Origin of the sequence: Streptococcus vestibularis ATCC 49124, assembly GCF_000188295.1 — a bacterium.
In the GTDB taxonomy this organism is placed as follows: Bacteria; Bacillota; Bacilli; order Lactobacillales; family Streptococcaceae; genus Streptococcus; species Streptococcus vestibularis.
In genome coordinates this window covers 537,913-560,124 of sequence record NZ_GL831112.1, presented here as the reverse complement: position 1 = coordinate 560,124, position 22,212 = coordinate 537,913, and the positions used below count along the sequence as shown (strand labels likewise).

The following is a 22,212-nucleotide window of genomic DNA, read 5'->3' as shown; positions in this document are numbered from 1 at the left end:
GGGGAATTATACTTCTAGAGCGCCTCTCTCATTTGCTTTAGCAACAAGATTTGGGCGACTATCTTGTTTTTTCTAACTGCAGTTACAGCGCTTTTAAACTTTTTTACATGAAAATAACTTTTCCCTTTCGAGAAAAGTTACCTTTGTATTACACTAATTGTTTATACAAATCAACATATGCCAAACTTGCTGTATCCCATGAGAAATCACGAGTCATAGCATTGTGCTGGAGTTGTTTCCAAGAATCAGCATTATTTTTGTACACATCGAGAGCTTTTTCAAGGATTTGAACCATCCAGTAACCTGAAAAGTTACCAAATGAGAAGCCTGTACCTGAGCCTGTCACAGGGTTGTATGGTTCAACAGTATCACGAAGACCACCAACCTCACTAACTACTGGCAAGGTACCATAACGCATAGACATCATTTGTGAGAGCCCACATGGTTCAAAAGCTGAAGGCATAAGGAAAATGTCACAACCAGCATAAATTTGTTGAGCCAACTCTAGGTTGAAGGTAATGTTGGCAGACATTTTCTCTGGATAAGCATGACCAAACCAAGAGAAAGAATTCTCGTAACCACTATAACCAGTACCCAAAAGAACAATTTGAACATCATGTTGCAAAATATTGTGAAGTTCGTTAACCACCAAATCGAAACCTTTTTGGTCTGTCAAACGTGATACAATACCAATCAATGGAACATCTTCACGAACTGGGAGGCCAACACGCTCTTGAAGAGCTACCTTGTCTTTGGCTTTACCTGACAAATCATCCACCGAGAAATGATAAGGAATGTGAGTATCTGTTTCTGGATCAAGGAGGTCTGTATCGATACCATTAACAATACCAGACAACTTACCAGATTCCATGCGCATGATTTGATCAAGACCTTTACCAAATTCAGGTGTTTGAATTTCACCAGCATAAGATGGAGAAACTGTTGTTACACGATCTGCGTAAAGAACGGCAGCTTTCATCCAGTTAAGGCAGTCATTCCAACGGAGCGTACCGTCTGCATAACGCTCGTAACCAACACCGAAGATTTCCCAAAGCATACCACTGTCAAATTGACCTTGGAACTCAATATTATGGATAGTGAAGACCGTCTTAATACCTTGGTAAGCTTGAATCCAATGGTATTTTTCCTTAAGAAGGAATGGTATCATGGCTGTGTGGTAGTCATGAACATGAAGAATGTCTGGAATAAAGTCCACTTTTTCCATCAACTCAAGGGCAGCCATTTGGAAGAAACCAAAACGCTCACCATCATCCCACTCACCGTATACCGTACCTCGGTTGAAATACTGCTCATTATCAATGAAGAAGAAGGTCACACCATCACGAACAATTTTCTTGATACCGACATATTGACGTCGCCAACCAACATTTGTATAGAAGAAGCCAAGGTCTTCAACTTGATTGCCAAATTTAGCCGAAACCACATCATAATATGGGAGAATTACGGCTACTTCGTGACCATTTTTGACTAGAGATTTAGGAAGAGCACCGATAACGTCACCCAAACCGCCAGTTTTAGCAAAAGGTGCCCCCTCTGCTGCTACAAATAAAATTTTCATCGTAAAATATCCTCTGTTACAACGCTACCTTTTTTGATGACAACTGGATTGTTTTCTGTACCTCGAATCGTAACACCTTCGGCGATTTCAACATCTTTATCCACAATAGCATATTTAACTGTTGCACCTTTAGCAACTTTAACACGTGGGAAGATAATTGAATGGTTAACACTAGATCCTTCAGATAAGTAAACATTACGTGAAATCACTGAGTTCTCAACTTTACCTCGTACGATCGAACCAGATGCAAATTGTGAAACCTTAACTTCAGAAGAGTCTGCATAATATGTTGGCTCTTCATTTTTAACTTTTGTATAAACTTTTTGGTTTGGTGCAAAAAGTGAATAGAATTTTTGTGATTCCAACATATCCAAATTGGCATCAAAGTACGATTTCACTGAGTGGATATTTGAAAGGTAACCAGTGTGCTCGTAAGCAAAAGCATTCTCAGCAACTGCCAAATCACGAAGCACATAACGAAGCTTACGTGGCTCTTCTTTAGCAGCTTCTTCTTCCAATTTTTCAATCAAGAATGGTGTATCCACGACAAATATGTCTATAGACATATTGTAAACTTCTTTATCCCCACCCTGGAAGAGCTCATGCTTAAGCACTTTATCAGATTCATCAATATCCAAAATGCTGTTTACATCTGAAATGAGTTCTTTAGGAAGTTTTTTGTAGACTACAGTAACTTTTTGTTTTGTTACATTGTGAAGGTGGAAAACTTGGTTAAGATCAATGTTGACCAAAACATCACTATTAAGAGCTACAGTCTGGTCTGAGCCTGAACGTTTAAGGTAGGTCAAAATTTGATGATAGTATTCTTTATCAACAGTTGAACTATCAACTGGAGTATTGTAGATACCAAGATAGTAGTGGCTGAGGAGAGTAGACAAGCCCCACTCACGACCTGAACGAATATGGTCGAAGACAGAACTAATGTTTTCGTTTTGGAAGATTCCGAAGACGCTACGGATACCGGCATTAGCCAAGTTAGACAACGGGAAGTCGATGAGGCGATATTTTCCACCAAATGGTAGGCTGGCAATAGGACGTTGATCAGTCAAGCCATCCATGTCATGGAATCCTACGGTATTTCCTAGAATTGCAGAATATTTATCAATCTTCATCTTTTGATACCCCCACTACTTCATTGTATCCTACGACTTGCACTTCCTCTGTACCGTCAATTTCCACACCATCAGAAACGTGTGCACCTTCACCGATAATAGCACGTTTAATTTTTGCACCTTTACCAATAACTGCACCACTCATAATCACTGAATCTTCAACGACTGCCCCTTCACGAATTTGTGCATTTGTTGAAAGCACAGAATGCTTAACAGTTCCATCAACCAAACAGCCATCAACAACGAGTGAATCTTCAACCTGAGCATGTTCACCAAAGAAGTTTGGTGTAGCAATCACGTTACGTGAGTAAATTTTCCATTGACGGTTACGACTATCCAAGGCATTTTCAGGAGAAATGTACTCCATGTTTGCTTCCCAAAGGGATTCGATAGTACCTACGTCTTTCCAATAGCCTTCAAATTCATAAGCATAGACGCTTTCACCTGTTTTAAGATAAGCTGGGATAACGTTTTTACCAAAGTCTGACATACCAACTGCATTCTTTTCAGCTGAAACTAACATATTACGAAGACGTTTCCAGTCAAAGATGTAAATACCCATTGATGCTTTCGTAGATTTAGGATTTTCAGGTTTTTCTTCGAACTCAACAATACGGTTATTAGCATCAGTGTTCATGATACCGAAACGGCTAGCTTCTTTAAGTGGCACATCTAGAACGGCGACTGTAAGACTTGCGTTGTTGTCTTTGTGAGATTGGAGCATATCGTCATAGTCCATCTTGTAAATATGGTCACCAGACAAAATCAAAACATATTCAGGATTGATGCTATCGATATAGTCAATGTTTTGATAAATAGCGTGGCTGGTACCTTCAAACCAACGATTACCTTCGCTAGCTGAGTAAGGTTGAAGAATTGATACACCAGAGTTAACACCATCCAAGCCCCAGCTTGAACCATTACCGATATGATTATTCAAAGCAAGTGGTTGATACTGTGTAATGACACCTACATTGTTAATTCCTGAATTGGCACAGTTAGACAAACCAAAGTCAATGATACGGTAGCGTCCACCAAACTGAACAGCTGGTTTGGCAATACTTTGGGTCAATTTTCCAAGACGAGTTCCTTGCCCACCAGCAAGGATCAAAGCCAACATTTCATTTTTCATGAATAGTCCCCCTCATGATTTTTAGTTCCATCCTCAAAAGAATGTGAGACAATCAGTCAAAACTGATTATGACAATTAAAGTAGGTTTCTCAGTGTAGCAATAGTTTGAGCGCCAAAAAGCTTCTTTCAACCGCAACTTTCTTTCTATCATCCCTGAAAAACAAATCGTGTACACATTTACATCTAACCTTTATTTCAAGCGACGTTTAACACGCCAAATACTTGCTCCAAGAGCTGGCAATGTGAAGCTAAGAGTATTTTCATAATCCTTCCACTTCGCTTTTTGGGTACGGGTATCAGGATTTCCTTCCTTCCAGACACCACCGAACTCTTCCATCTCAGTGTTAAGGACTTCTTCGTAAATACCGGCAATTGGCAAGCCAATAGTGAACTTTTTACGTTCCACTGGAGTAAGATTGAAGACACAGACTAGGATATCCCCCTTATCACCTTTATCACCCTTACGGATAAAAGAAAGAACACTTTCAGCACGGTTATCCGCATCAATAATCTCAATACCATCGTAAGAATCATCAATCTGCCAGAGAGACTTGTGGTCCTTATAGAAAGCATTCATATGACTAGTGAAGGCCTGCATCTTATGGTTCATCTCATCTTCAAGATTTCCCCATTCAAGTTGGTAATCATGTTTCCACTCTAAGAATTGACCAAATTCAGATCCCATGAAGAGCAATTTCTTACCTGGATGACAGAGTTGATAAGCGTAGAGGTTACGAAGACCAGAAAACTGATTGTATCGGTCGCCCCACATCTTATGCATCATACTCTTCTTACCATGTACCACCTCATCATGTGAGAATGGTAGAACATAGTTTTCATTGAAGCAATACATGAAACTGAAAGTCATCAGATTGAAATCATACTGACGGTAAACAGGGTCCTCCTCGTAGAATCTTAAGATATCGTTCATCCAACCCATATTCCATTTGAAGTCAAAGCCTAGACCACCTTCTTCAATAGGTTGTGTGATTGGCGTTGCTGCAGTTGATTCTTCCGCAACCATCATAACGTCTGGATAGCGTTTTTTAATTTCACGATTGAGTTTTTGAAGGAAGCCGTAACCTTCCAAGTTACGATTACCACCATCCTTGTTGGGCATCCATGGACCTTCATCATAGTCTAAATAGAGCATATTAGAAACTGCATCCACTCGGATACCATCGATATGATAATTCTCAATCCAATAAAGAGCACTTGAAATAAGGAATGACTGTACTTGATTTTTTCCTAAGTCAAAGTTCAACGCACCCCAACGATAATTATGAGCTCGATCGTGATCTTGATATTCAAATGTTGGTGTGCCATCGAAATAGGCCAAAGCATCGTCATTTTGTGTATAGTGACCTGGGACCCAGTCCACTAAGACACCGATATTATTCTGGTGACATGCTTCAACAAAATCTTGAAACTCTTCTGGTGTACCATAAGTATGCTCAAAAGCAAAGTAACCCATGAGCTGGTAACCCCAACTCATCCCTAATGGGTGAGCCATGAGTGGCAGAAATTCCACGTGAGTATAATTCATCTTAACTAAATATGGTATCAACTCCTCTTTCAATTCCTTGAAAGTATAAGGCTGACCATCCTCTTTTAGTTTCCAAGACGATGCATGAACTTCATAGATATTTACCGGACGTTTTTGGAACCCAAATCGTTTGCGACACCCCATCCAAAGGCCATCTTTCCACTTCTTAGCTTTCTTCTTACGAATGACAGCTCCTGTTCCTGGGCGTGGTTCCAAATAAGTAGCAAAAGGATCCATCTTTTCAACTACTTGACCACCCTTACGTTTTACCAAGAACTTATAAAGTTGTCCTTCTTCAGGGAGATCTGAAGTCGCCTCCCAAACGCCGATATGGTTTTTAGTCATATCCAGAGGTGCATCAAACCAACCTGTGAAATCTCCGATTACCTGAATCTGCTCAGCATGAGGGGCCCACACACGGAAGACAAATCCTTCTTCACCCTCCAATTCATGCACACCCAAATAATTCTGAAGGTGGAAGTTCTCACCTGTTCCAAACGTGTACATGGCTTCATCAAGATTCATACCATCACTCCTTCCTTAAACTCGTCTTGATAAGAGATATCAAGGCACTAAAACATTGAAATTAATATCTGTAAATACACCAGAAAACCCTTTACGATGATAGAGCTTTCAAGCCCACAAAAAACAATTTTGTAAGCGTTTTCTATATTATATCATTTTTTTACTGCCTTGTCAGTAAACCTCTAAATCTTTTTTCATATTATCGAACACTAAGGTTTCATCCAGTTTTCCAGAAATATGTAGTTCCACGATACCTGAAGCAAAGTCTGCTTTAGTCACGTAGAGATTATCATATATATCCGCATATGAACGATATGAAAATTCTGCTACTGTTCGCTTGCGTTCAATTAATTTGGCAATTTTATCAATCAATTCTTTCTTAAGAGTCACCTGATTCCAATCCACACAATTTACCTCATCAGGGGCATTGTAGCTATTCATAGCACGCTTAACATCTGCTTCTGTGTAATTTCCATCTTCACCTGTTGCAACCATCTTACTACGCTGGAATTCTTGCCCTAATTGCATGAAACACATCCCCTGCATAGTCAGATTAAGAGCGTTAGCCAAGTAAATTCGTTTTTCAATATCCTCTGGTGAGTCCTGTGGATGCAGATGATGCATAAGATCATTCAAATTGTAATTGTCATGAGCTTCAATATAGTTAAGAACCTGACCTGGCATGAGGTAGTTTACAAAGCCACGGCTACCAAGTAAACTCTTAGCAATTTTGTCTTCTAAAGGAGCTCCGGACACATAACCATTGCTGATTTGTCCATAGACTTCTGCCCCTTTAACGGCATCACGCGCATTGTCATTGAAAAATCCGATTCTAGGCATCAAAGCTGCGTTATCCTTCTTGGCCTTTTGGTCCACAGGAAGCCCAATCCCCATGTCCCATCCTTCACCGTAAATAAGGATCCTAGGATCTATATCATCCATGGCTGAACGAATGGCATTCATAGTAGCAACGTCATGCAAGCCCATAAGATCAAAACGGAAACCATCCACTCCAAATTCTTCTGCCCAATAGGTCAAAGAATCAATCATATACTTGCGGTACATTTCTTTCTCACTAGCTGTTTCGTTCCCACAACCTGATCCATCTTGGAATGAACCATTGTCATGCATACGGTAATAATAAGCTGGTACTGTCAGTTGGAAGGGCGAACTATATGACGAATATGTGTGGTTATAAACAACATCCATGATGACCCCAATACCCGCTTCATGGTAGGCCTGAATCATCTTCTTAAGCTCCAAAATTGGTGCTAAGGGATTTTTTTGATCAACCGCAAACTGACGATCTGGAACATTATAATTTTCGGGATCATATCCCCAATTATAGAGAAGATTACCATTCTTATCATAGTTCTTGTGATGATCAAAGACCGGCTGTAACTGGACATAGTTGTAACCCATGCGTTTGATATAATCAAAACCAGTCACATCCCCTTGAGCATTTTTAGTTCCTTTCTGGCAGGCACCCAGATAAGTCCCTCTATATGCCTTCTTAACACCAGATGTTTCTGAGATTGAGAAGTCTCGCAGATGCATCTCACAGATAACAGATGAGCAGGCGTTGGCATTACGCCAGTTAGCCCCTTGTCTTGTAACCTTCTGATAACCCTTAGGAACCAAACGCTCAGGGTTTACCACCAAGCTCTTTTTATTATTTAAGCTAAGGGCAATGCTATACGGATCTCTAGTATCTTGATAGAAACTCTCCTCATGGTAGACTCGAAACTGATAGGCTAACCCATCCAAATCCCCAGGGACAGAGACGCTCCAAACACCGTGTGTATTCATCTCGTGGCGATCCTTATTCACACTGGTTCCTCGGCTCATCTTAATCACCTTAGATTTTTTACTACCTTTTTTAAAAAGTAGTAGCTGCACTCGCCGAGCTAGTGGCGCCCAAAGGCGAAACTCTGTGGAACCTTTTTCATACTTATGTCCTAACCAACCTTGAAATCCCCACTTTTGATCAAATTCCTGTCTACGAAGAGCCATATCAAAGGCATGCTGATCACGCCCTTCAAAACTATGACTCGTCATAGCAGCCTGTTTAGAATAATAAACAGTCGGGTCTCCTTCAACCACCCAAATAGCATTCGGGGCATCCCCCAAGAAACGTCTGATACGATAATCATGTGTCTGCTTTGACCAATCTTCCGTCTTAACCAAGAGATTGACATAGTCAATAAAACGATTAGCCGGAAAGGTGAGCTGACCCACCAGTCCAAAATCATCCTCACGAGAAAAATGGGCTTCTTCGCCCCAATAACCATCTAGCCACTTCCACATACTATATCTCGAATAGTCGCCATGCATACTATGAAAATGAACGGTTAATAAATTGTCCATTTAAAACTCCTTAAATCTTTATTACTCATTTTCCTTTTATTATAGCAAAAAACGTTCGTTTTGTAAGCGTTATTATGAAACAGTTTGACACTTTTTGATTTGTGTTAAACATAAAAAAGAATGAGAAAATTTGCGCCGAAACAGTTACTCTCTCATCCTTTTATTATTTTTAAAACATATGTAAATGGTGGGTAGTACTTTTCCCATCATCACTCTTGAGTCATCAAAACCTTACGTGGCTTAGTGCCTTCAGCTGGTCCAATCACTCCGGCTTCTTCCAATTCTTCCATCAAACGAGTGGCACGGTTAAATCCAACCGACAGACGACGTTGAATCATAGAAGCGCTAGCTTTTTGTGTTTCCAATACCAAGGCCTTCGCTTCTTCAAAGAGAGGATCTCCTTCCGAGCTACCACCATTGGCAGACGAACCTCCACCAAAATCATTCTCAGAAACTTCGCCAGGGTCAAAGCTCTCATCGTAGTCAGCAGAAGCCTGATCCTTGATAAAGGTCACAATACGTTCCACGTCATCATCAGAAATGAAGGAACCTTGTAGACGAACAGGGTGGTTCTCATCAATCGGTTTGAAAAGCATATCCCCACGTCCGAGTAGCTTTTCTGCCCCATTTTCATCTAAAATAGTACGACTATCTGTTCCCGAAGACACCGCAAAGGCCACACGAGAAGGCACATTGGCCTTAATCAAACCAGAGATAACATCAACCGATGGACGTTGGGTGGCAAGAATCATGTGAATTCCAGCCGCACGTGCTTTTTGTCCAAGTCGAATGATGGCATCTTCCACTTCTTTACTGGCCACCATCATCAAGTCAGCCAACTCATCAACGATAACCACAATCAAAGGCAAGGGGATCTGTTTCTCTTGCGACTGGGCATTCCAGTCTTCAACCTTGGCATTATAGCCTGCGATGTTACGCACGCCAAACTTACTAAAGAGTTCGTAACGATTTTCCATCTCATCGACCACTTTTTGAAGAGCCTTGGCGGCCTTACGTGGATTGGTCACCACAGGGATAAGGAGATGAGGAATATCGTTGTAAACAGAAAGTTCAACCATCTTAGGATCGACCATGAGGAACTTAATCTGATCTGGGCGAGCCTTCATTAGAATACTAGAGATGATTCCATTAACCGCAACAGATTTACCAGAACCAGTTGATCCAGCCACTAACAAGTGAGGCATCCGACCTAGGTCAAAGCTACGAGCTGAACCATCAACAGCCTTACCAAGAGGAACTTCCAAGAGCTTATTAGGATCCGTCTTGGACTGTTCCCAAAGTTCACGGAAAGAAACCGTCGCAATCTCGGAATTAGGTACTTCGATACCAACTAAAGATTTTCCAGGTATAGGTGCCTCAATACGGACATCTTTTGCCGCAAGAGCCAGAGCCAAGTCATCTGCTAAATTGGAAATACGATTAACCCGAACCCCAACAGCAGGCTTGACCTCGTACTTAGTTACAGACGGTCCAATCTCAGCCCGCTCAACCTTGACATCAATATTGAAACTCTTGAAAGTATCTTCTAAGATTCGAATATTCTTACGAACGATGTTTTTCTCTTTAGATTGACTCTTAGGCTTATCAGGTGCAAAGAGATCTATCTGAGGTAATTTATACTGTAAGAGCTTCTTCGGTGTGAAATCAACCTCGACAGGTGCATCATCTCCCTCAACAACCATAGATGGCGGAAACTCCTCGGTTGGCACATCCTCTGGATAAGGTGCATAATCTTCTTGGAAATCCTCATAATCCCCTGGAGGCAGATTATCATAGTAAGCCTCAGAGGCATAATCACTGATTTCAGGTTCAGGTTCAAAAATCTCGGCTTCTTGTGGCAACTCTTCTGCGGCGTCATCTAAGATTTCTCCCGTCTCCTCGTCAACAGTTAAATCAGCCAGGCGCTCTTCCTCAGCACGTTCTTGCGCTTCACGTTCTTTCTGAGCCTGACGTTCTGCCTTCTTCTCCTGACGTTTGGCCGTTCGTTCCAAACGCTTCTCGGAACCTCTCTTCCAGATACCTTTTGCATAATCCATGATATCTAAAACATCCCAAGGACTGAGAATAAAAGCACCCAATAGAATAATCAAGCACCCAATCATGAAGCTACCAATATTTGAAAAGAGGAAGGAAATCGGTTGGTATAGGAGAGCTCCCAACATACCACCACCCGCAAAACGAGCTACTTGCACACTGACCAGTTCCCCAAAAAGCAAGTCCTTTGTCCCAGGGAAAATATCCAGACCACTCATGCGTTCTAGACTAAAGAGATAGGCGTGAAACTCCAACAAGAGACCCGCGAAGACCATCCAAAATCCTGTTACGTAGTTACTATGTTTCCGTAACCATTTAAAACCAAAGAGATAGATATAGATAGCAAAAATTAAAGGATAAGCCATACTCCCCACAAATACTCGAAAGAGATTATAGAGGGTAACCCCAAAGAAACCCAATCGAAAGACTGGGAAAATTAAGACAAAGGCAAAAAAGAAGGTCCATAGCATTCGCTTAATCGCCTTCTGTCTGTCTAATTCTGCTTTTGTAAGCCGCTTCTTACTGTTCTTAGAAGTCGACCCTTTTTTCGTTCTTTTCGTTGTAGCCATAGGTGTATTATACCACGTTTTTAGACATGAAAAAAGAGAGACAGGTCTCTCCTTAGATTGAAGACAAAGTCTTTTTTTGAGACTTTCCTTCTTTTGAAATTATTCTTCAATTAATGATGTTGAGTGAACCGGACGATTCTTACCGTCTGGATCAATATATTGAATAGCTTGGTTGATAGCGATAGGAGCTTCACCCATTCCCACAGCAATCAAATCAATCTTACCCTCATATTCTGCCACATCACCAATAGCATAAACACCTTCTTGTGAAGTTTCAAACTGAGCATTAACCGTAACACTAGAGCGTTTGAAGTCAACATTCCAGTTACGAAGGTTTTTATTATTGGTTGAGAAGCCAAAGCTAACAATAAGGGCATCAAGTGGCAATTCCACAACCTCGTCTGATTTCACTTTTTGAACGGTCAAACTTTGGGCAAGACCATTTTCACCCTTGATTTCAAGGGGGACATAAGGCGTCATCACATTAACTGATGATTGATGAAGAAGCTCTACACTATGCTCATGGGCACGAAAGGCATCACGGCGGTGAATCAAAGTCACGCTCTCAGCAATCCCATCCAAGTGATTAGCCCAGTCAACAGCTGAGTCACCGCCACCAGCAATCACAACCTTCTTGCCAGCAAATTGGTCCAGGCTATGCACATTGTAGAACAAGTTATTGTCCGCATAATCTTCTTCATTGTCCACTCCCAAAGGGCGAGGGGCGAAGGCACCATTCCCACAAGCAATGACGATAGCCTTGGACAAGTGTTGACCCTTGCTAGTAGCAATCGTGAAGATACCATCTGTTTTTTCAAAGGTTTGAACCTCCTCTTTTAAGCGAATACTGACACGATCTTCAAAACGCTTAAGCTGGGTCAACAGATTTTCTGTCAATTCGGCACCTGTCGTTTGAGGAAAGGCTGGGATATCATAGATTTTCTTCTCAGGGTAGAGAATGGCAGGCTGACCACCAAGCTCTGACAAACTCTCGATAATATTCACAGTCATGCCACGTAAGCCGGCATAGAAGGCAGCCCAAAGGCCTACTGGTCCACCACCGATAATAGTAATATCATATATCTTTTCTTCTGACATTTTATTTTCCTTCTACTTTTATCTCTTCTAAAATGTGACGTTCTTCGTCTGTAAAGGCGTAGTTTTCCAAGAGGTCAGGTCGACGCTCCCAAGTCTTTCGTAAACTCTGTTCCATACGCCAACGTCGAATATTAACATGGTGACCTGACAAGAGTACATCTGGCACCTTCATGCCACGAAACTCAGCTGGGCGAGTGTACTGTGGAAATTCCAAAAGCCCTGATGAGAAACTATCATCCTTATGACTAGCTTCCTTACCTAAGACCTCAGGAATCAGGCGGACAGTCGCATCTACAATAGTCATTGCAGCCAACTCTCCCCCAGTTAAGACAAAATCTCCCAAGGAAATCTCGTCTGTCACCAAGGTTTTGATGCGCTCATCATAGCCCTCATAATGGCCACAGATAAAGACCAATTCCTCTTCTTGCGCCAATTCTTCTGCATAGGCCTGATCAAAGGTACGACCCGCAGGATCTAAGAGAATAACGCGAGGCTTAGTGACATTTAGCTTGTCAAAAGTATCAAAAATTGGCTGGGCACGTAGCAACATGCCTTGGCCACCACCGTAAGGTTCGTCATCTACATGACGAGCCTTTTCCGCATTTTCACGGAAATTGTGATAATTGATTTCTAGAAGCCCCTTATCCTTTGCCTTACCAACAATGGAATGCTCTAAGGGAGCAAACATATCTGGAAATAGGGTCAAGATATCAATCTTCATCGTCTAATCCTTCCATGAGCTCAACCTCAATACGACCAGCTGCGACGTCAACATCAAGAACCACTGGTGGAATATATGGCAAGAGCAGGTCCTTTTTACCTTTACGTTTCACTACCCAAACATCATTAGCACCCGGTTGGAGAATCTCTTTGACCTGACCAATCAAACTATCGCCTTCGTAAACATCAAGGCCAATGATTTCATGATAGTAAAATTCACCGTCATCAAGATCTGTTAGATTTTCCTCAGCAATCTTTAGCCTACAGCCCTTATACTTCTCTACATCATTGATATGGTAAAGCCCTTTGAACTTAACGATATCAAAGTTCTTATGCTTACGGTGACTCGCAATCTCGACATCCATGATGTGATTATCTTTGTCATCAAAAAGAGCTAGTACACTCTTCTTCTTAAAACGTTCGTCCGCAAAATCTGTTACAGACAGAACACGAAGTTCACCCTGCAATCCCTGTGTATTTACAATCTTTCCAACGTTATAATATGTCATTTAACTTCCTTATTAATTCTTATTCAAATCAAACCATGAGTCAACGAATTTTCAAGTAGCCTATGACGGCATCTCAAAACACGCGTTTTAAACCAGGTTAGATTCTTGTTATTCTTTATTTTAAAGCGATATAAAATGTCTGGCTTAGATCATTCAACCCCTCTATTTTATCAAAAAGGACACAAAAAAACCAGCTTTCTCTAGCTGGTGCTTATAGTCCGTACGGGATTCGAACCCGTGTTACCGCCGTGAAAAGGCGGTGTCTTAACCCCTTGACCAACGGACCATAATCTGTATCTCTACCCTCAGATAGAACTGGGGTAGCTGGATTCGAACCAACGCATGAGGGAGTCAAAGTCCCTTGCCTTACCGCTTGGCTATACCCCAAAAGACTCTTATTATTTTACAGAAAAATCAGGAGGCTGTCAATACTTTTCTTAACTTTTTTTCAAAAAAAACAATCGGCATAACCGATTGCTAAGTGTTAGGAGATTTCATAATCTAAGTGACCTTAGATTGATGATTCGAGGTTGAAGCAACCTCATACGAAAAAAGAAAAGTTTTAGGATGATTTAATTATATATGTTGCTAGAAATAAAGTCAAACACTTTGACTCGTAAAATAAGAGATAATTTGCACAGCCATAATTAACCTTTTCCAACTCCTAAAATAGATTTATTCATCATCCTGTGAAACCAGATGATGTCTAAAGGCATAAACTACAGCCTGAGTACGGTCATCAACATTTAATTTCCCAAGGATATTAGACACATGGGTCTTGACGGTTTTTAAAGAAATAAACAGTTCGTTAGCAATGGTTTGATTGTCATAGCCTTTAGCTAAGAGGGCTAAGATATCACGTTCACGCGCGGTCAAATCATCATGTAAGTCCGGGTGACTATCGTGATATTTAATTTTATTATCCACCTCAGTTTCGATAGCTTCTTCTCCACGGTAAACCTTTCGGATACTATTTAGAATCTCTGCTGCACTGCTCGTTTTAAGCATGTAGCCTTTGGCCCCAGCTTCAATGACTGGATAAATTTTTTCATTGTCCAAATAGCTGGTCAAAACTAGAATCCTAGCTTCAGGCCATTCTTTGAGCAATTCCAAAGTCGCCTGAACACCATCTAACTCAGGCATAACAAGATCCATAACAACAACGTCTGGACGCAACTCCAGAGCAAGATCGATACCATCACGACCATTTCCTGCCTCTCCCACCACTTCTACATCTCCTTGGAGATTCAAGAAACTCTTAAGGCCTAAACGAACCATTTCATGGTCATCTACCAAAATCACATTAATCTTATTCGACATTGTCTTCTCCTCTTAATATTGGCACACGAACATCAATAGACGTCCCTTTACCTTTAGCTGATAGGAACTGCACAGTCCCCGCCATTTCATCAACACGCTCTTGGATGTTTTTTAGCCCATAACTCATCTCGTCAGTCGAGGCGTTCAAATCATAACCAACACCATTATCTAGCATTTTTAACTGAATTTCCTGACTATTTTGATAGAGGTAAACCTCTATTTGGCTGGCCTTGGCGTGCTTAAGGGTATTAGAGATAAACTCTTGGGCAATCCTAAAGAGATTATTTTCAATACGTTTGGGCACTTTCTTAACCATATCCTTGTAGACAACACGGATATTGGATTTATCGGTTAATTCCTTAAGAATCATCTGCAAGCCTTCTTGTAAGGTCTTGTTCTCAAGCTCTGTCGGACGAAGGTGCAAAAGCAAGACACGCATATCATTTTGAGCATCTGTCAGCATGGCCTCGACTGCCTGAATCTGATTATGTAAATCTTCCTTACTTAGTTGGCCCACCATCTGAGAGACACCAGATAGGATCATACTAGCTGCAAAAAGCTCCTGGCTAACGGTATCGTGAAGATCTCGAGCAATGCGGCCTCGCTCTTTCTTAAGAATATCACGACTTTGCAAAGCCTGAGCATTTTCCGTCTTTTGCAGATCCTTGGTCAATTTACGCATTTTATGAGATAGACGCATCATATTCTTGTCCAACTCAATATCTCCCTGACGTTTGACTGGCTGGTTATTGATAATACGACGCAAGTCCTGATTGACCGAACGCATACTATTATCATTAGCAATGGCCCAAAGAATATATAGTAAAATGAGCAAACTCAGAACCACAAAAAACATGTTAAAAAAGAAGTGAAATGCCTGAGAAATACTACCGAAAACCAGCGAAAAGTTGAGGTTAAAGCTATCCATAACTACAAGGGTAACCCCAATTAAAACAACAACTGAATAAATTAGGATTAAAAATAGGTACTGTTTCTTCATTTACGACGTACCTCCACTGGTCCAGCTCCCACATTGAGAATCAATTTAACCGTGCGATGGGCATGCTCATACTCCGCTCCCTGCAAGGTCAATCTTTCGTAACGGAGGTCGTATTCATCTTCATTAAAGAAGGTCACAGAGCTATAGATAGCTGATATATTCAGCTTTACAGAAACATCAATTGGTACCAAGATTGTCGTTGGCCCATAAAGTTTCTGTAAAATGACGACATTTTCTCGACCCGAAACGATAACCTGGGTCAAATCAATCACATCTGTCCCAAAGAAACGGATAATATTAATATCATCAAAGTCATAGCGATCACTGACAGGTTCCATACGAGTCCCAATCCACTGATTTCGCACAGCCTGTGGATTCAAGTCGTCTTCCTTAAATTGAATGAGAGCATAGCGATTCTTTTTCTTGACCTGTGAAAAATGGTTAATCATGACATAGGCTACACCCACTAAGATAGCAAGAACCACATAGATATTCCACATGGAAACCAGAAAAAGTGAAATCAAGCAGATTGTCAAGACAAAGTCGCTCTTGGACTCCTTGTTAAAAAAGCGAACTGCCAACAAGGTCAAAACCAGTATGAAAATAAAACTGGTAATATCATTATTAAAGATGGTGATTAAGCCTAGAGTTAAAAGAAGAGCCTCCACCACTAAGAAAAAATTAAATTTGGTCATAAGGACCTCTCAAATAAAAGTATACAGGGTTCATTCTATCAAATTTTGGACTAATTGACAAAAAGGCCTAGTTCGAGAGCTTACTGGCTATGGGAGATAGGGGCAAAAAAGTACCTCCATTATAGGAAGCACAATCTTTAATCTACAGAAAACCTAGTCGTCGTTCTTATCCATTTTCCTACTCATAGCAAGCACCGTACTTCTGATTTCCTCAAGAATGGCACGTTGTTCAGCCAACTCCTTCTCAAACTCAGCTAATTTTCGTTCAGTTTGGCGACCTGAACGTACCAAAATATTATTAAGAGAGTTAGTCAACAACCCCAGAGTAGTAATTCCACTAAACATGAGCACAACAGCAATTACCTTACCTACGAGGGTTTTAGGGACACTTTCCCCGTACCCTACTGTGGAAACTGTTGCCACAGACCACCAAATAGCATCTATAAAATTATGATGCTCCACACGGGCGATAATAGCACTACTGATAAGGATGATAATACTATTAACCGAAAGCAAAAAGTAAAAACCATTCCTACGATTAATACGATTTGAATTATGCTTAAGCTTACTACTTAAACTAATTAGACGTGAGATTTTTACCAAACGAGCAAAGCGTCCCACCCTTGAAAAACAAAGGAAGGTGAAGACTTCATTGTAAGGAACAATAGCCAACAAGTCCAAGACATGCGTTTTAACAAAAATCCGCTTCCGAAGTGCCAAGGAGAAACAAATAATATAACCTAAAGCAAAATATAAGGGTAATGGTCTGATTAATAAATAGAAAAGAGTGTCTCCCAATAATAATCAACCCAACCAAATCAAAAATTACTCTCCCTATGGAAAGAAGGGATAGAACCGTCATGACAATATCGTAGCTAATAATATACCTTTTTCAGTTTTCTACGGTTTCTCATTGCGCCTCTCCTCTATGTGACGCGTTCATTATAAAAGAATCTGCCATTCCTGACAAGCAACCACTTTAAAATCCCCAAGCAATTGAATCAAAAAGAGAGGCAAAAAACCTCTCTTTCTCTTATATCTAAGATTTCAAAACTTATTATTGCTCTGTGTGGGTAGCTTCAGTAGCTGTTTCGGTACTAGAAGCTGTACTTTCAGAACTAGAACTTGTAGATGACGACGAATGTGTCGTACTTGCTGAGCTTGACTGTTGAATGCTTGAACTCTCAGTTACAACTGAAACATAGAGAATCACTGTACCATCAACGGCAGTACCAACTTGTGGGTCTTGATAAAGTACCTCTGTATTACTAGGTACCTTACTCTTATCCAACTTAACACCAGTATTATAGTCGTGATACTCAATACTGCTACTTGAAATATCTTTACGATTCAAGGTTTGGACTGCTGTCGAGACAGTTAAACCAGTCACATCAGGCATAGTTATGGTCTTAGGAGTTGCCACACGGAACTTGATTTTTGCCTTACTATCTTTAGGATTGAAGGACTTGTTTTTCTCCGGACTTTGAGATAGGATTTCACCTTCTTTAGCATCATCGTCTTCAACATGTTGAATATCAATTTGATCCTCGGAAACCCCATAATTCGAAGTTAAATCCTCAATGGCATCCTTATAATTTTTCCCCTTGTAATTTTTCAGAGTGAAACCTTTGCTACCAGAAGAAACATAGACATCAATGCTTGTTCCCTCTTTACGCGTTGTCCCAGCTGTAGGGTCGGTCTTGATAACTTTGCCCTTATCGACTGAATCATTCTCGACTTCATTAACATCGCCAACTTTAAAGCCTGCACTTTCAAGTTTCGTCTGAGCTGTTGACAACTCTTGACCTACAACATTTGGCACCTGAACATTGTCAGGATTGGTAAAAACAAGATAGGCAAAAATGATAATTCCTATAAAGACTAAGCCTAGGAAAACCTTGAGTAGAGTTGAAAAGGGATTTTTCTTCTTTTTAGCTAGAGAAGCTTTTTCCCTCGGTTGTTTGCTTGGAGCCGGTGTTGGCTCTGATGGTTTAGGAGAAACCTTTTTCTCAGGACCTACTGATGGAACTGAATCAACCTTTGGCAGGGTCTTAGTATCCATCATGTCATCAAAAACTACTTTAGAATCACGACTATGACTAGGATGTAAACTAGTTACTAGGTCGCGACTCATTTCCAAAGTGCTATTGTAACGATTTTCAAGCTTTTTAGCAGTTGCTCTAATAACAACATTTTCTAACGCTTGAGGAACATTACGGTTCTCAGCCAAAATCGATGGCAGGGGCTTTTGGAAATGTTGAAGTGCAATGGTTACTGCACTATCGCCATCAAAAGGAATATGCCCTGTCAACATTTCGAAGAGCATAATCCCCATAGCATAGATATCACTTTGGATAGTGGCTTTAGAACCACGTGCCTGTTCTGGTGACAAATAATGGACTGACCCCAACATTGAGTTAGTTTGTGTCAGACTGGTTTCAGCAAATGCTACTGCGATACCAAAGTCTGTAACCTTAGCTCTACCATCCTTAGTTAATAGAACATTCTGTGGCTTAAGGTCACGGTGAATAATGCCCTTTTGGTGGGCAAGAGTCATGGCGGAAAGGACTTCCCCCATAATACGCACAACATCTTGGTTAGACAACGGAGCATGGTCTTGAATGAATCTCTTCAAGTCCGAACCGTCCACATACTCCATCACCAAGAACTGCTGACCGTCTTCTTCACCAATATCTCGAATCGCAACGATATTCGGATGGCTAAGCTCAGCCATGGCACGCGCTTCACGCTGGAAACGCGCCACAGCAACCTGATCAGTTTGATAATTGGTACGTAGCACCTTAATAGCTACACTTTCATTATCCAGAATCAGGTCGTTAGCCAGATAAACATCCGCCATACCGCCACGTCCGATAGACTTAAGGATTCGATAACGTCCAGCAAACAATTTGCCAACTTGGATCATTATCCTTCCTCACTTTCTACTTTGATGAGAGCAACGGTAATATTATCATAACCACCGGCCTCATTGGCAGCGGCAACTAAACGACTGGTTTTTTCTTCGACGAAACCAGGACTGTTAACAATATGAATAATCTGTTCAATTGAAATCATATTAGTCAATCCATCTGAATTGGCCAAAATATAATCTCCCGGTTCCAATTGTTGAACACCAAGATCTGCTTCAACTGGAGCAGCTTGCCCTATAGATTGCGTAATAATATTACGTTGTGGGTGAACTGCTGCTTCTTCTTCTGTCAACTGACCAGCCTTGATAAGAGCATTAACCAAGGAGTGATCGTTCGTTAATTGCTTATACTCACCATTACGGATAAGGGAAATACGTGAATCCCCAACATGAGCGAAAATCACAGCATTATCAACTAAGGCAAGAACCTCGATAGTTGTTCCCATTCCTTTATATTCTTCATTTTGACCAAGCTCATAGATTTTACGATTTTCTTCATCGATGGCAGCAATCATCCAATCACGAATATGGCTCAACTCACGTAGATCAGTGTTAATCCAGTCACGACCAAGGTCAGTTACTGACATCTCACTGGCAATATTTCCAGCACGGTGTCCACCCATTCCATCTGCAACAATGACAAGTGTAACACCAGCCTTGTTGACAAATTTATTAACAAAATCTTGATTGTTTGACCGTTTTTGGCCAATGTCTGTTAATAATGATATTTCCATAATTTTCTTTCTGACTTGCGTCAGTGTTTCCTCCTCTGTAACCCTAGACCTTCTTACGCAACTGAGCGATAAAAAAACCATCAGTTAGATACTGTTCGGGGGTAATAGCCAAACAGCCATTGACCACGATGTCCTTGCATGGATGATCCAAGGCAACTTGCTCAAAATCAGGATGGCTCTCAAGAAAGGCTTGAATCACCTCTTGATTTTCTTCTGCTATGATGGTGCAAGTACTATAGGTTATTATACCACCTTTTCGTAGGGTTTGACAAACACTGGATAAGATATCCAATTGCACAGACTTGAGGGATTCAAAGTCTTGGAGATACTTATTGTATTTAATGTCTGGTTTTCGACGAATGAGACCAATCCCTGAGCAAGGAGCATCCACTAGAATCTTGTCAAAACTATCAGATGGAAAGACTTGATGCACCTGACTAGCATCCAGCTTCTGAGTCCTAACCTTATCAGCCTGGCCAAGACGTTGTGCATTTTCTTCGATAAGGACAAGCTTATGATCATAGAGGTCAAGCGCCGTCACATGTCCACTCGTCAAATAAGAGGCCATATGTACCGTCTTACCACCAGGTGCTGCACAAGCATCCAGAATTTCTTCCATACCTTGAATTCCTAAAGTTGGTGCAACTAGCTGACTAGTCTCATCCTGAATGGTCAATAAGCCCTCTTTAAAATAATCAGTCCCAGCAAAATAACCCGAAGATTTAACAAGCCCGACTGGTGACAAATCTGAACGCTCTGCTCCAGTGGCCTCCGCAATCTCTTCCAAACGTGACGCATCCGTTACACGCACACTAGCCTTATTTCTAACAAAGAGACTTTGAAAAATAGCAAGGGCTCGCTTTTCCCCATACTGGTCAATAAGCTTTTTCACCAACCATACAGGTAGGGAATATTGAACAGAATAGCGTTTATTGACACGTTTAATCTCGCTTGGATCTGGCAATGGCTGGCTAGATAGTTTACGAAGAACTGCATTCACCAGCTTCTCAGCTCCTTTTTTATTGCCACGATTTTTGGCAATAGAAACCGCATCATTAACCACCGCATGGGCTGGAATCTTATCTAAATAGGCCAACTGGTATAGACTCAAAAGCAAGAGGTCGTAGACCCAAGGTTCAAGCTTATCTCGGTCCTCGATGACATGGGCTAAAATCCACTCCAAAGTAATCTTACGAGCTACGGTCCCATAAACAATTTCCGTCACCAAGGCCTTGTCTTTATCAGTCAAATATGACTTGCTCAGATGTGCATTGAGAGCAATATTTGAGTAAGCACCTTCTTGGAAGACTTCTTCTAAGACTTCAAGTGCCTGTCCACGGGCTGTTTTTTTCCAATCATTGGCCAAATGCATCACCTACTTCAAGATTGCGACCAACTCCATTAAGGAAATCAACAATAGCCATACGAGGTTTACCTGCAGGCTGAACACTCTTAAGTGAAATAGCCCCCTGACCAGTCGCAACGACCAAACTCTTCTTAGTTTTTTCGATAATATGACCAGCCTGTCCTTGCCCTTCTACTAAGTCTCCTTCATAAATTTTGAAACGTTTACCATCAAGCAAAGTATGTGCCACAGGCCATGGGTACATGCCACGAATTTGATTAAAGATGTCACGAGCCGACTTATTCCAATCAAGGCGTTCCTCTTCTGGGCTAATGTTTGGTGAAAACGTTACCTGACTGGCATCTTGAGGAACAGGTTTGATTTCTCCAGCAATGTAGGCAGGCAAGGTTTCAAGCAAGAGGTCACGACCCAAAACTGCCAATTTTTCAAACATAGTACCGACATTATCTTGGTCCAGAATTGGCAAGGCCTTTTGGCTGACCATGTCACCAGCGTCCATTTCCTTGACCATTTCCATAATAGTCACACCTGCTTCTGCATCACCATTGATAATGGCATAATGGATAGGTGCACCACCACGATATTTTGGCAAGAGCGATGCGTGAACATTCACCGCAAAATCCATGCTATCAAGCAACTTACTTGGCAAAAATTGTCCATAAGCCGCAGTAACAATCCCATCAGCACCAAGTGACATAAGTTGTGCCATTTCCTCAGAACCTGACAACTTTTCAGGTTGATAGATTGGCAAGTCATGTGCCAAGGCTACTTCCTTGACCGGTGTCATGCGGATTTCTTTTTTACGGCCGACAGCACGATCTGGCTGTGTGACAACAGCGACAATGTCGTAACGCTCATCTGTCAAAAGTCCCTCCAGCACTGTCGCTGAAAAGGCCGGCGTTCCCATAAATACTATTTTTGTCATATTCTTCCTT

At 41.2% G+C, this 22,212-nt stretch carries 17 protein-coding genes and 2 tRNA genes; all 19 read right to left on the bottom strand.

Annotated features, from left to right (window positions below):
- Positions 1–148: 148 nt before the first annotated feature.
- Positions 149–1,579 carry a glycogen synthase GlgA gene (gene glgA / locus HMPREF9425_RS02935; protein ID WP_003096632.1) on the bottom strand — a complete coding sequence of 477 codons (1,431 nt, stop codon included), beginning with the start codon at positions 1,577–1,579 and terminating at the stop codon, positions 149–151.
- The gene (glgD, locus tag HMPREF9425_RS02930; protein WP_003096631.1) at positions 1,576–2,712 is read right to left on the bottom strand and encodes a glucose-1-phosphate adenylyltransferase subunit GlgD; all 1,137 of its coding nucleotides are present in this window, start codon (positions 2,710–2,712) and stop codon (positions 1,576–1,578) included. The genes glgA and glgD overlap by 4 nt, the downstream gene beginning before the upstream one ends.
- Positions 2,702–3,844 (bottom strand): glucose-1-phosphate adenylyltransferase, encoded by a 1,143-nt coding sequence (locus HMPREF9425_RS02925; RefSeq protein WP_003093857.1) that lies wholly within the window; start codon positions 3,842–3,844, stop codon positions 2,702–2,704. Before HMPREF9425_RS02925 ends, glgD begins: the two co-directional genes overlap by 11 nt.
- Positions 3,845–4,034: 190 nt before the next feature.
- Positions 4,035–5,915, bottom strand: a complete 1,881-nt coding sequence (gene glgB, locus HMPREF9425_RS02920) for a 1,4-alpha-glucan branching protein GlgB (RefSeq protein ID WP_003096628.1) — start codon at positions 5,913–5,915, stop codon at positions 4,035–4,037.
- Positions 5,916–6,086: 171 nt separating this feature from the next.
- Positions 6,087–8,282 (bottom strand): type I pullulanase, encoded by a 2,196-nt coding sequence (gene pulA / locus HMPREF9425_RS02915; RefSeq protein WP_003096627.1) that lies wholly within the window; start codon positions 8,280–8,282, stop codon positions 6,087–6,089.
- Between the two features lie 209 nt (positions 8,283–8,491).
- The gene (locus HMPREF9425_RS02910) at positions 8,492–10,906 is read right to left on the bottom strand and encodes a DNA translocase FtsK (protein ID WP_003096625.1); all 2,415 of its coding nucleotides are present in this window, start codon (positions 10,904–10,906) and stop codon (positions 8,492–8,494) included.
- Between the two features lie 99 nt (positions 10,907–11,005).
- Positions 11,006–12,004, bottom strand: a complete 999-nt coding sequence (locus HMPREF9425_RS02905; protein ID WP_003096623.1) for an NAD(P)/FAD-dependent oxidoreductase — start codon at positions 12,002–12,004, stop codon at positions 11,006–11,008.
- Position 12,005: 1 nt separating this feature from the next.
- A complete protein-coding gene (gene trmD / locus HMPREF9425_RS02900) occupies positions 12,006–12,725 on the bottom strand; it encodes a tRNA (guanosine(37)-N1)-methyltransferase TrmD (protein ID WP_003094621.1) in 720 nt (239 codons plus the stop codon).
- Positions 12,715–13,233 carry a ribosome maturation factor RimM gene (rimM, locus tag HMPREF9425_RS02895; RefSeq protein WP_003096621.1) on the bottom strand — a complete coding sequence of 173 codons (519 nt, stop codon included), beginning with the start codon at positions 13,231–13,233 and terminating at the stop codon, positions 12,715–12,717. Before rimM ends, trmD begins: the two co-directional genes overlap by 11 nt.
- A gap of 214 nt (positions 13,234–13,447) precedes the next feature.
- Positions 13,448–13,519 (bottom strand) — tRNA-Glu (locus HMPREF9425_RS02890).
- A gap of 29 nt (positions 13,520–13,548) precedes the next feature.
- Positions 13,549–13,620: transfer RNA gene (locus HMPREF9425_RS02885), tRNA-Gln, on the bottom strand.
- 288 nt (positions 13,621–13,908) lie between these two features.
- Positions 13,909–14,553 (bottom strand): response regulator transcription factor, encoded by a 645-nt coding sequence (locus HMPREF9425_RS02880; RefSeq protein WP_003096619.1) that lies wholly within the window; start codon positions 14,551–14,553, stop codon positions 13,909–13,911.
- The gene (locus tag HMPREF9425_RS02875; RefSeq protein ID WP_003093548.1) at positions 14,543–15,553 is read right to left on the bottom strand and encodes an envelope stress sensor histidine kinase LiaS; all 1,011 of its coding nucleotides are present in this window, start codon (positions 15,551–15,553) and stop codon (positions 14,543–14,545) included. The genes HMPREF9425_RS02880 and HMPREF9425_RS02875 overlap by 11 nt, the downstream gene beginning before the upstream one ends.
- Positions 15,550–16,248: a cell wall-active antibiotics response protein LiaF gene (liaF, locus tag HMPREF9425_RS02870; protein ID WP_003096617.1), complete on the bottom strand. Its 699-nt coding sequence runs from the start codon at positions 16,246–16,248 to the stop codon at positions 15,550–15,552. Before liaF ends, HMPREF9425_RS02875 begins: the two co-directional genes overlap by 4 nt.
- Positions 16,249–16,401: 153 nt before the next feature.
- The gene (locus HMPREF9425_RS02865) at positions 16,402–16,968 is read right to left on the bottom strand and encodes a potassium channel family protein (protein WP_003096616.1); all 567 of its coding nucleotides are present in this window, start codon (positions 16,966–16,968) and stop codon (positions 16,402–16,404) included.
- A 337-nt stretch (positions 16,969–17,305) separates the two neighbouring features.
- Positions 17,306–19,174 carry a Stk1 family PASTA domain-containing Ser/Thr kinase gene (gene pknB / locus HMPREF9425_RS02860; protein ID WP_003093571.1) on the bottom strand — a complete coding sequence of 623 codons (1,869 nt, stop codon included), beginning with the start codon at positions 19,172–19,174 and terminating at the stop codon, positions 17,306–17,308.
- Entirely contained in the window at positions 19,174–19,911 is a 738-nt protein-coding gene (locus tag HMPREF9425_RS02855) for a Stp1/IreP family PP2C-type Ser/Thr phosphatase (protein WP_003094327.1), read from the bottom strand. Before HMPREF9425_RS02855 ends, pknB begins: the two co-directional genes overlap by 1 nt.
- A gap of 43 nt (positions 19,912–19,954) precedes the next feature.
- A complete protein-coding gene (gene rsmB, locus HMPREF9425_RS02850) occupies positions 19,955–21,277 on the bottom strand; it encodes a 16S rRNA (cytosine(967)-C(5))-methyltransferase RsmB (protein WP_037621653.1) in 1,323 nt (440 codons plus the stop codon).
- Entirely contained in the window at positions 21,267–22,202 is a 936-nt protein-coding gene (gene fmt / locus HMPREF9425_RS02845) for a methionyl-tRNA formyltransferase (RefSeq protein ID WP_003096612.1), read from the bottom strand. The genes rsmB and fmt overlap by 11 nt, the downstream gene beginning before the upstream one ends.
- Positions 22,203–22,212 lie beyond the last annotated feature (10 nt).

Coding starts and splice junctions, on each gene's coding strand:
- glgA (WP_003096632.1), bottom strand. CDS start 1,579: ATGAAAATTTTATTTGTAGCAGCAGAGGGGGCACCTTTTGCTAAAACT.
- glgD (WP_003096631.1), bottom strand. CDS start 2,712: ATGAAGATTGATAAATATTCTGCAATTCTAGGAAATACCGTAGGATTC.
- HMPREF9425_RS02925 (WP_003093857.1), bottom strand. CDS start 3,844: ATGAAAAATGAAATGTTGGCTTTGATCCTTGCTGGTGGGCAAGGAACT.
- glgB (WP_003096628.1), bottom strand. CDS start 5,915: ATGAATCTTGATGAAGCCATGTACACGTTTGGAACAGGTGAGAACTTC.
- pulA (WP_003096627.1), bottom strand. CDS start 8,282: ATGGACAATTTATTAACCGTTCATTTTCATAGTATGCATGGCGACTAT.
- HMPREF9425_RS02910 (WP_003096625.1), bottom strand. CDS start 10,906: ATGGCTACAACGAAAAGAACGAAAAAAGGGTCGACTTCTAAGAACAGT.
- HMPREF9425_RS02905 (WP_003096623.1), bottom strand. CDS start 12,004: ATGTCAGAAGAAAAGATATATGATATTACTATTATCGGTGGTGGACCA.
- trmD (WP_003094621.1), bottom strand. CDS start 12,725: ATGAAGATTGATATCTTGACCCTATTTCCAGATATGTTTGCTCCCTTA.
- rimM (WP_003096621.1), bottom strand. CDS start 13,233: ATGACATATTATAACGTTGGAAAGATTGTAAATACACAGGGATTGCAG.
- HMPREF9425_RS02880 (WP_003096619.1), bottom strand. CDS start 14,553: ATGTCGAATAAGATTAATGTGATTTTGGTAGATGACCATGAAATGGTT.
- HMPREF9425_RS02875 (WP_003093548.1), bottom strand. CDS start 15,553: ATGAAGAAACAGTACCTATTTTTAATCCTAATTTATTCAGTTGTTGTT.
- liaF (WP_003096617.1), bottom strand. CDS start 16,248: ATGACCAAATTTAATTTTTTCTTAGTGGTGGAGGCTCTTCTTTTAACT.
- pknB (WP_003093571.1), bottom strand. CDS start 19,174: ATGATCCAAGTTGGCAAATTGTTTGCTGGACGTTATCGAATCCTTAAG.
- HMPREF9425_RS02855 (WP_003094327.1), bottom strand. CDS start 19,911: ATGGAAATATCATTATTAACAGACATTGGCCAAAAACGGTCAAACAAT.
- fmt (WP_003096612.1), bottom strand. CDS start 22,202: ATGACAAAAATAGTATTTATGGGAACGCCGGCCTTTTCAGCGACAGTG.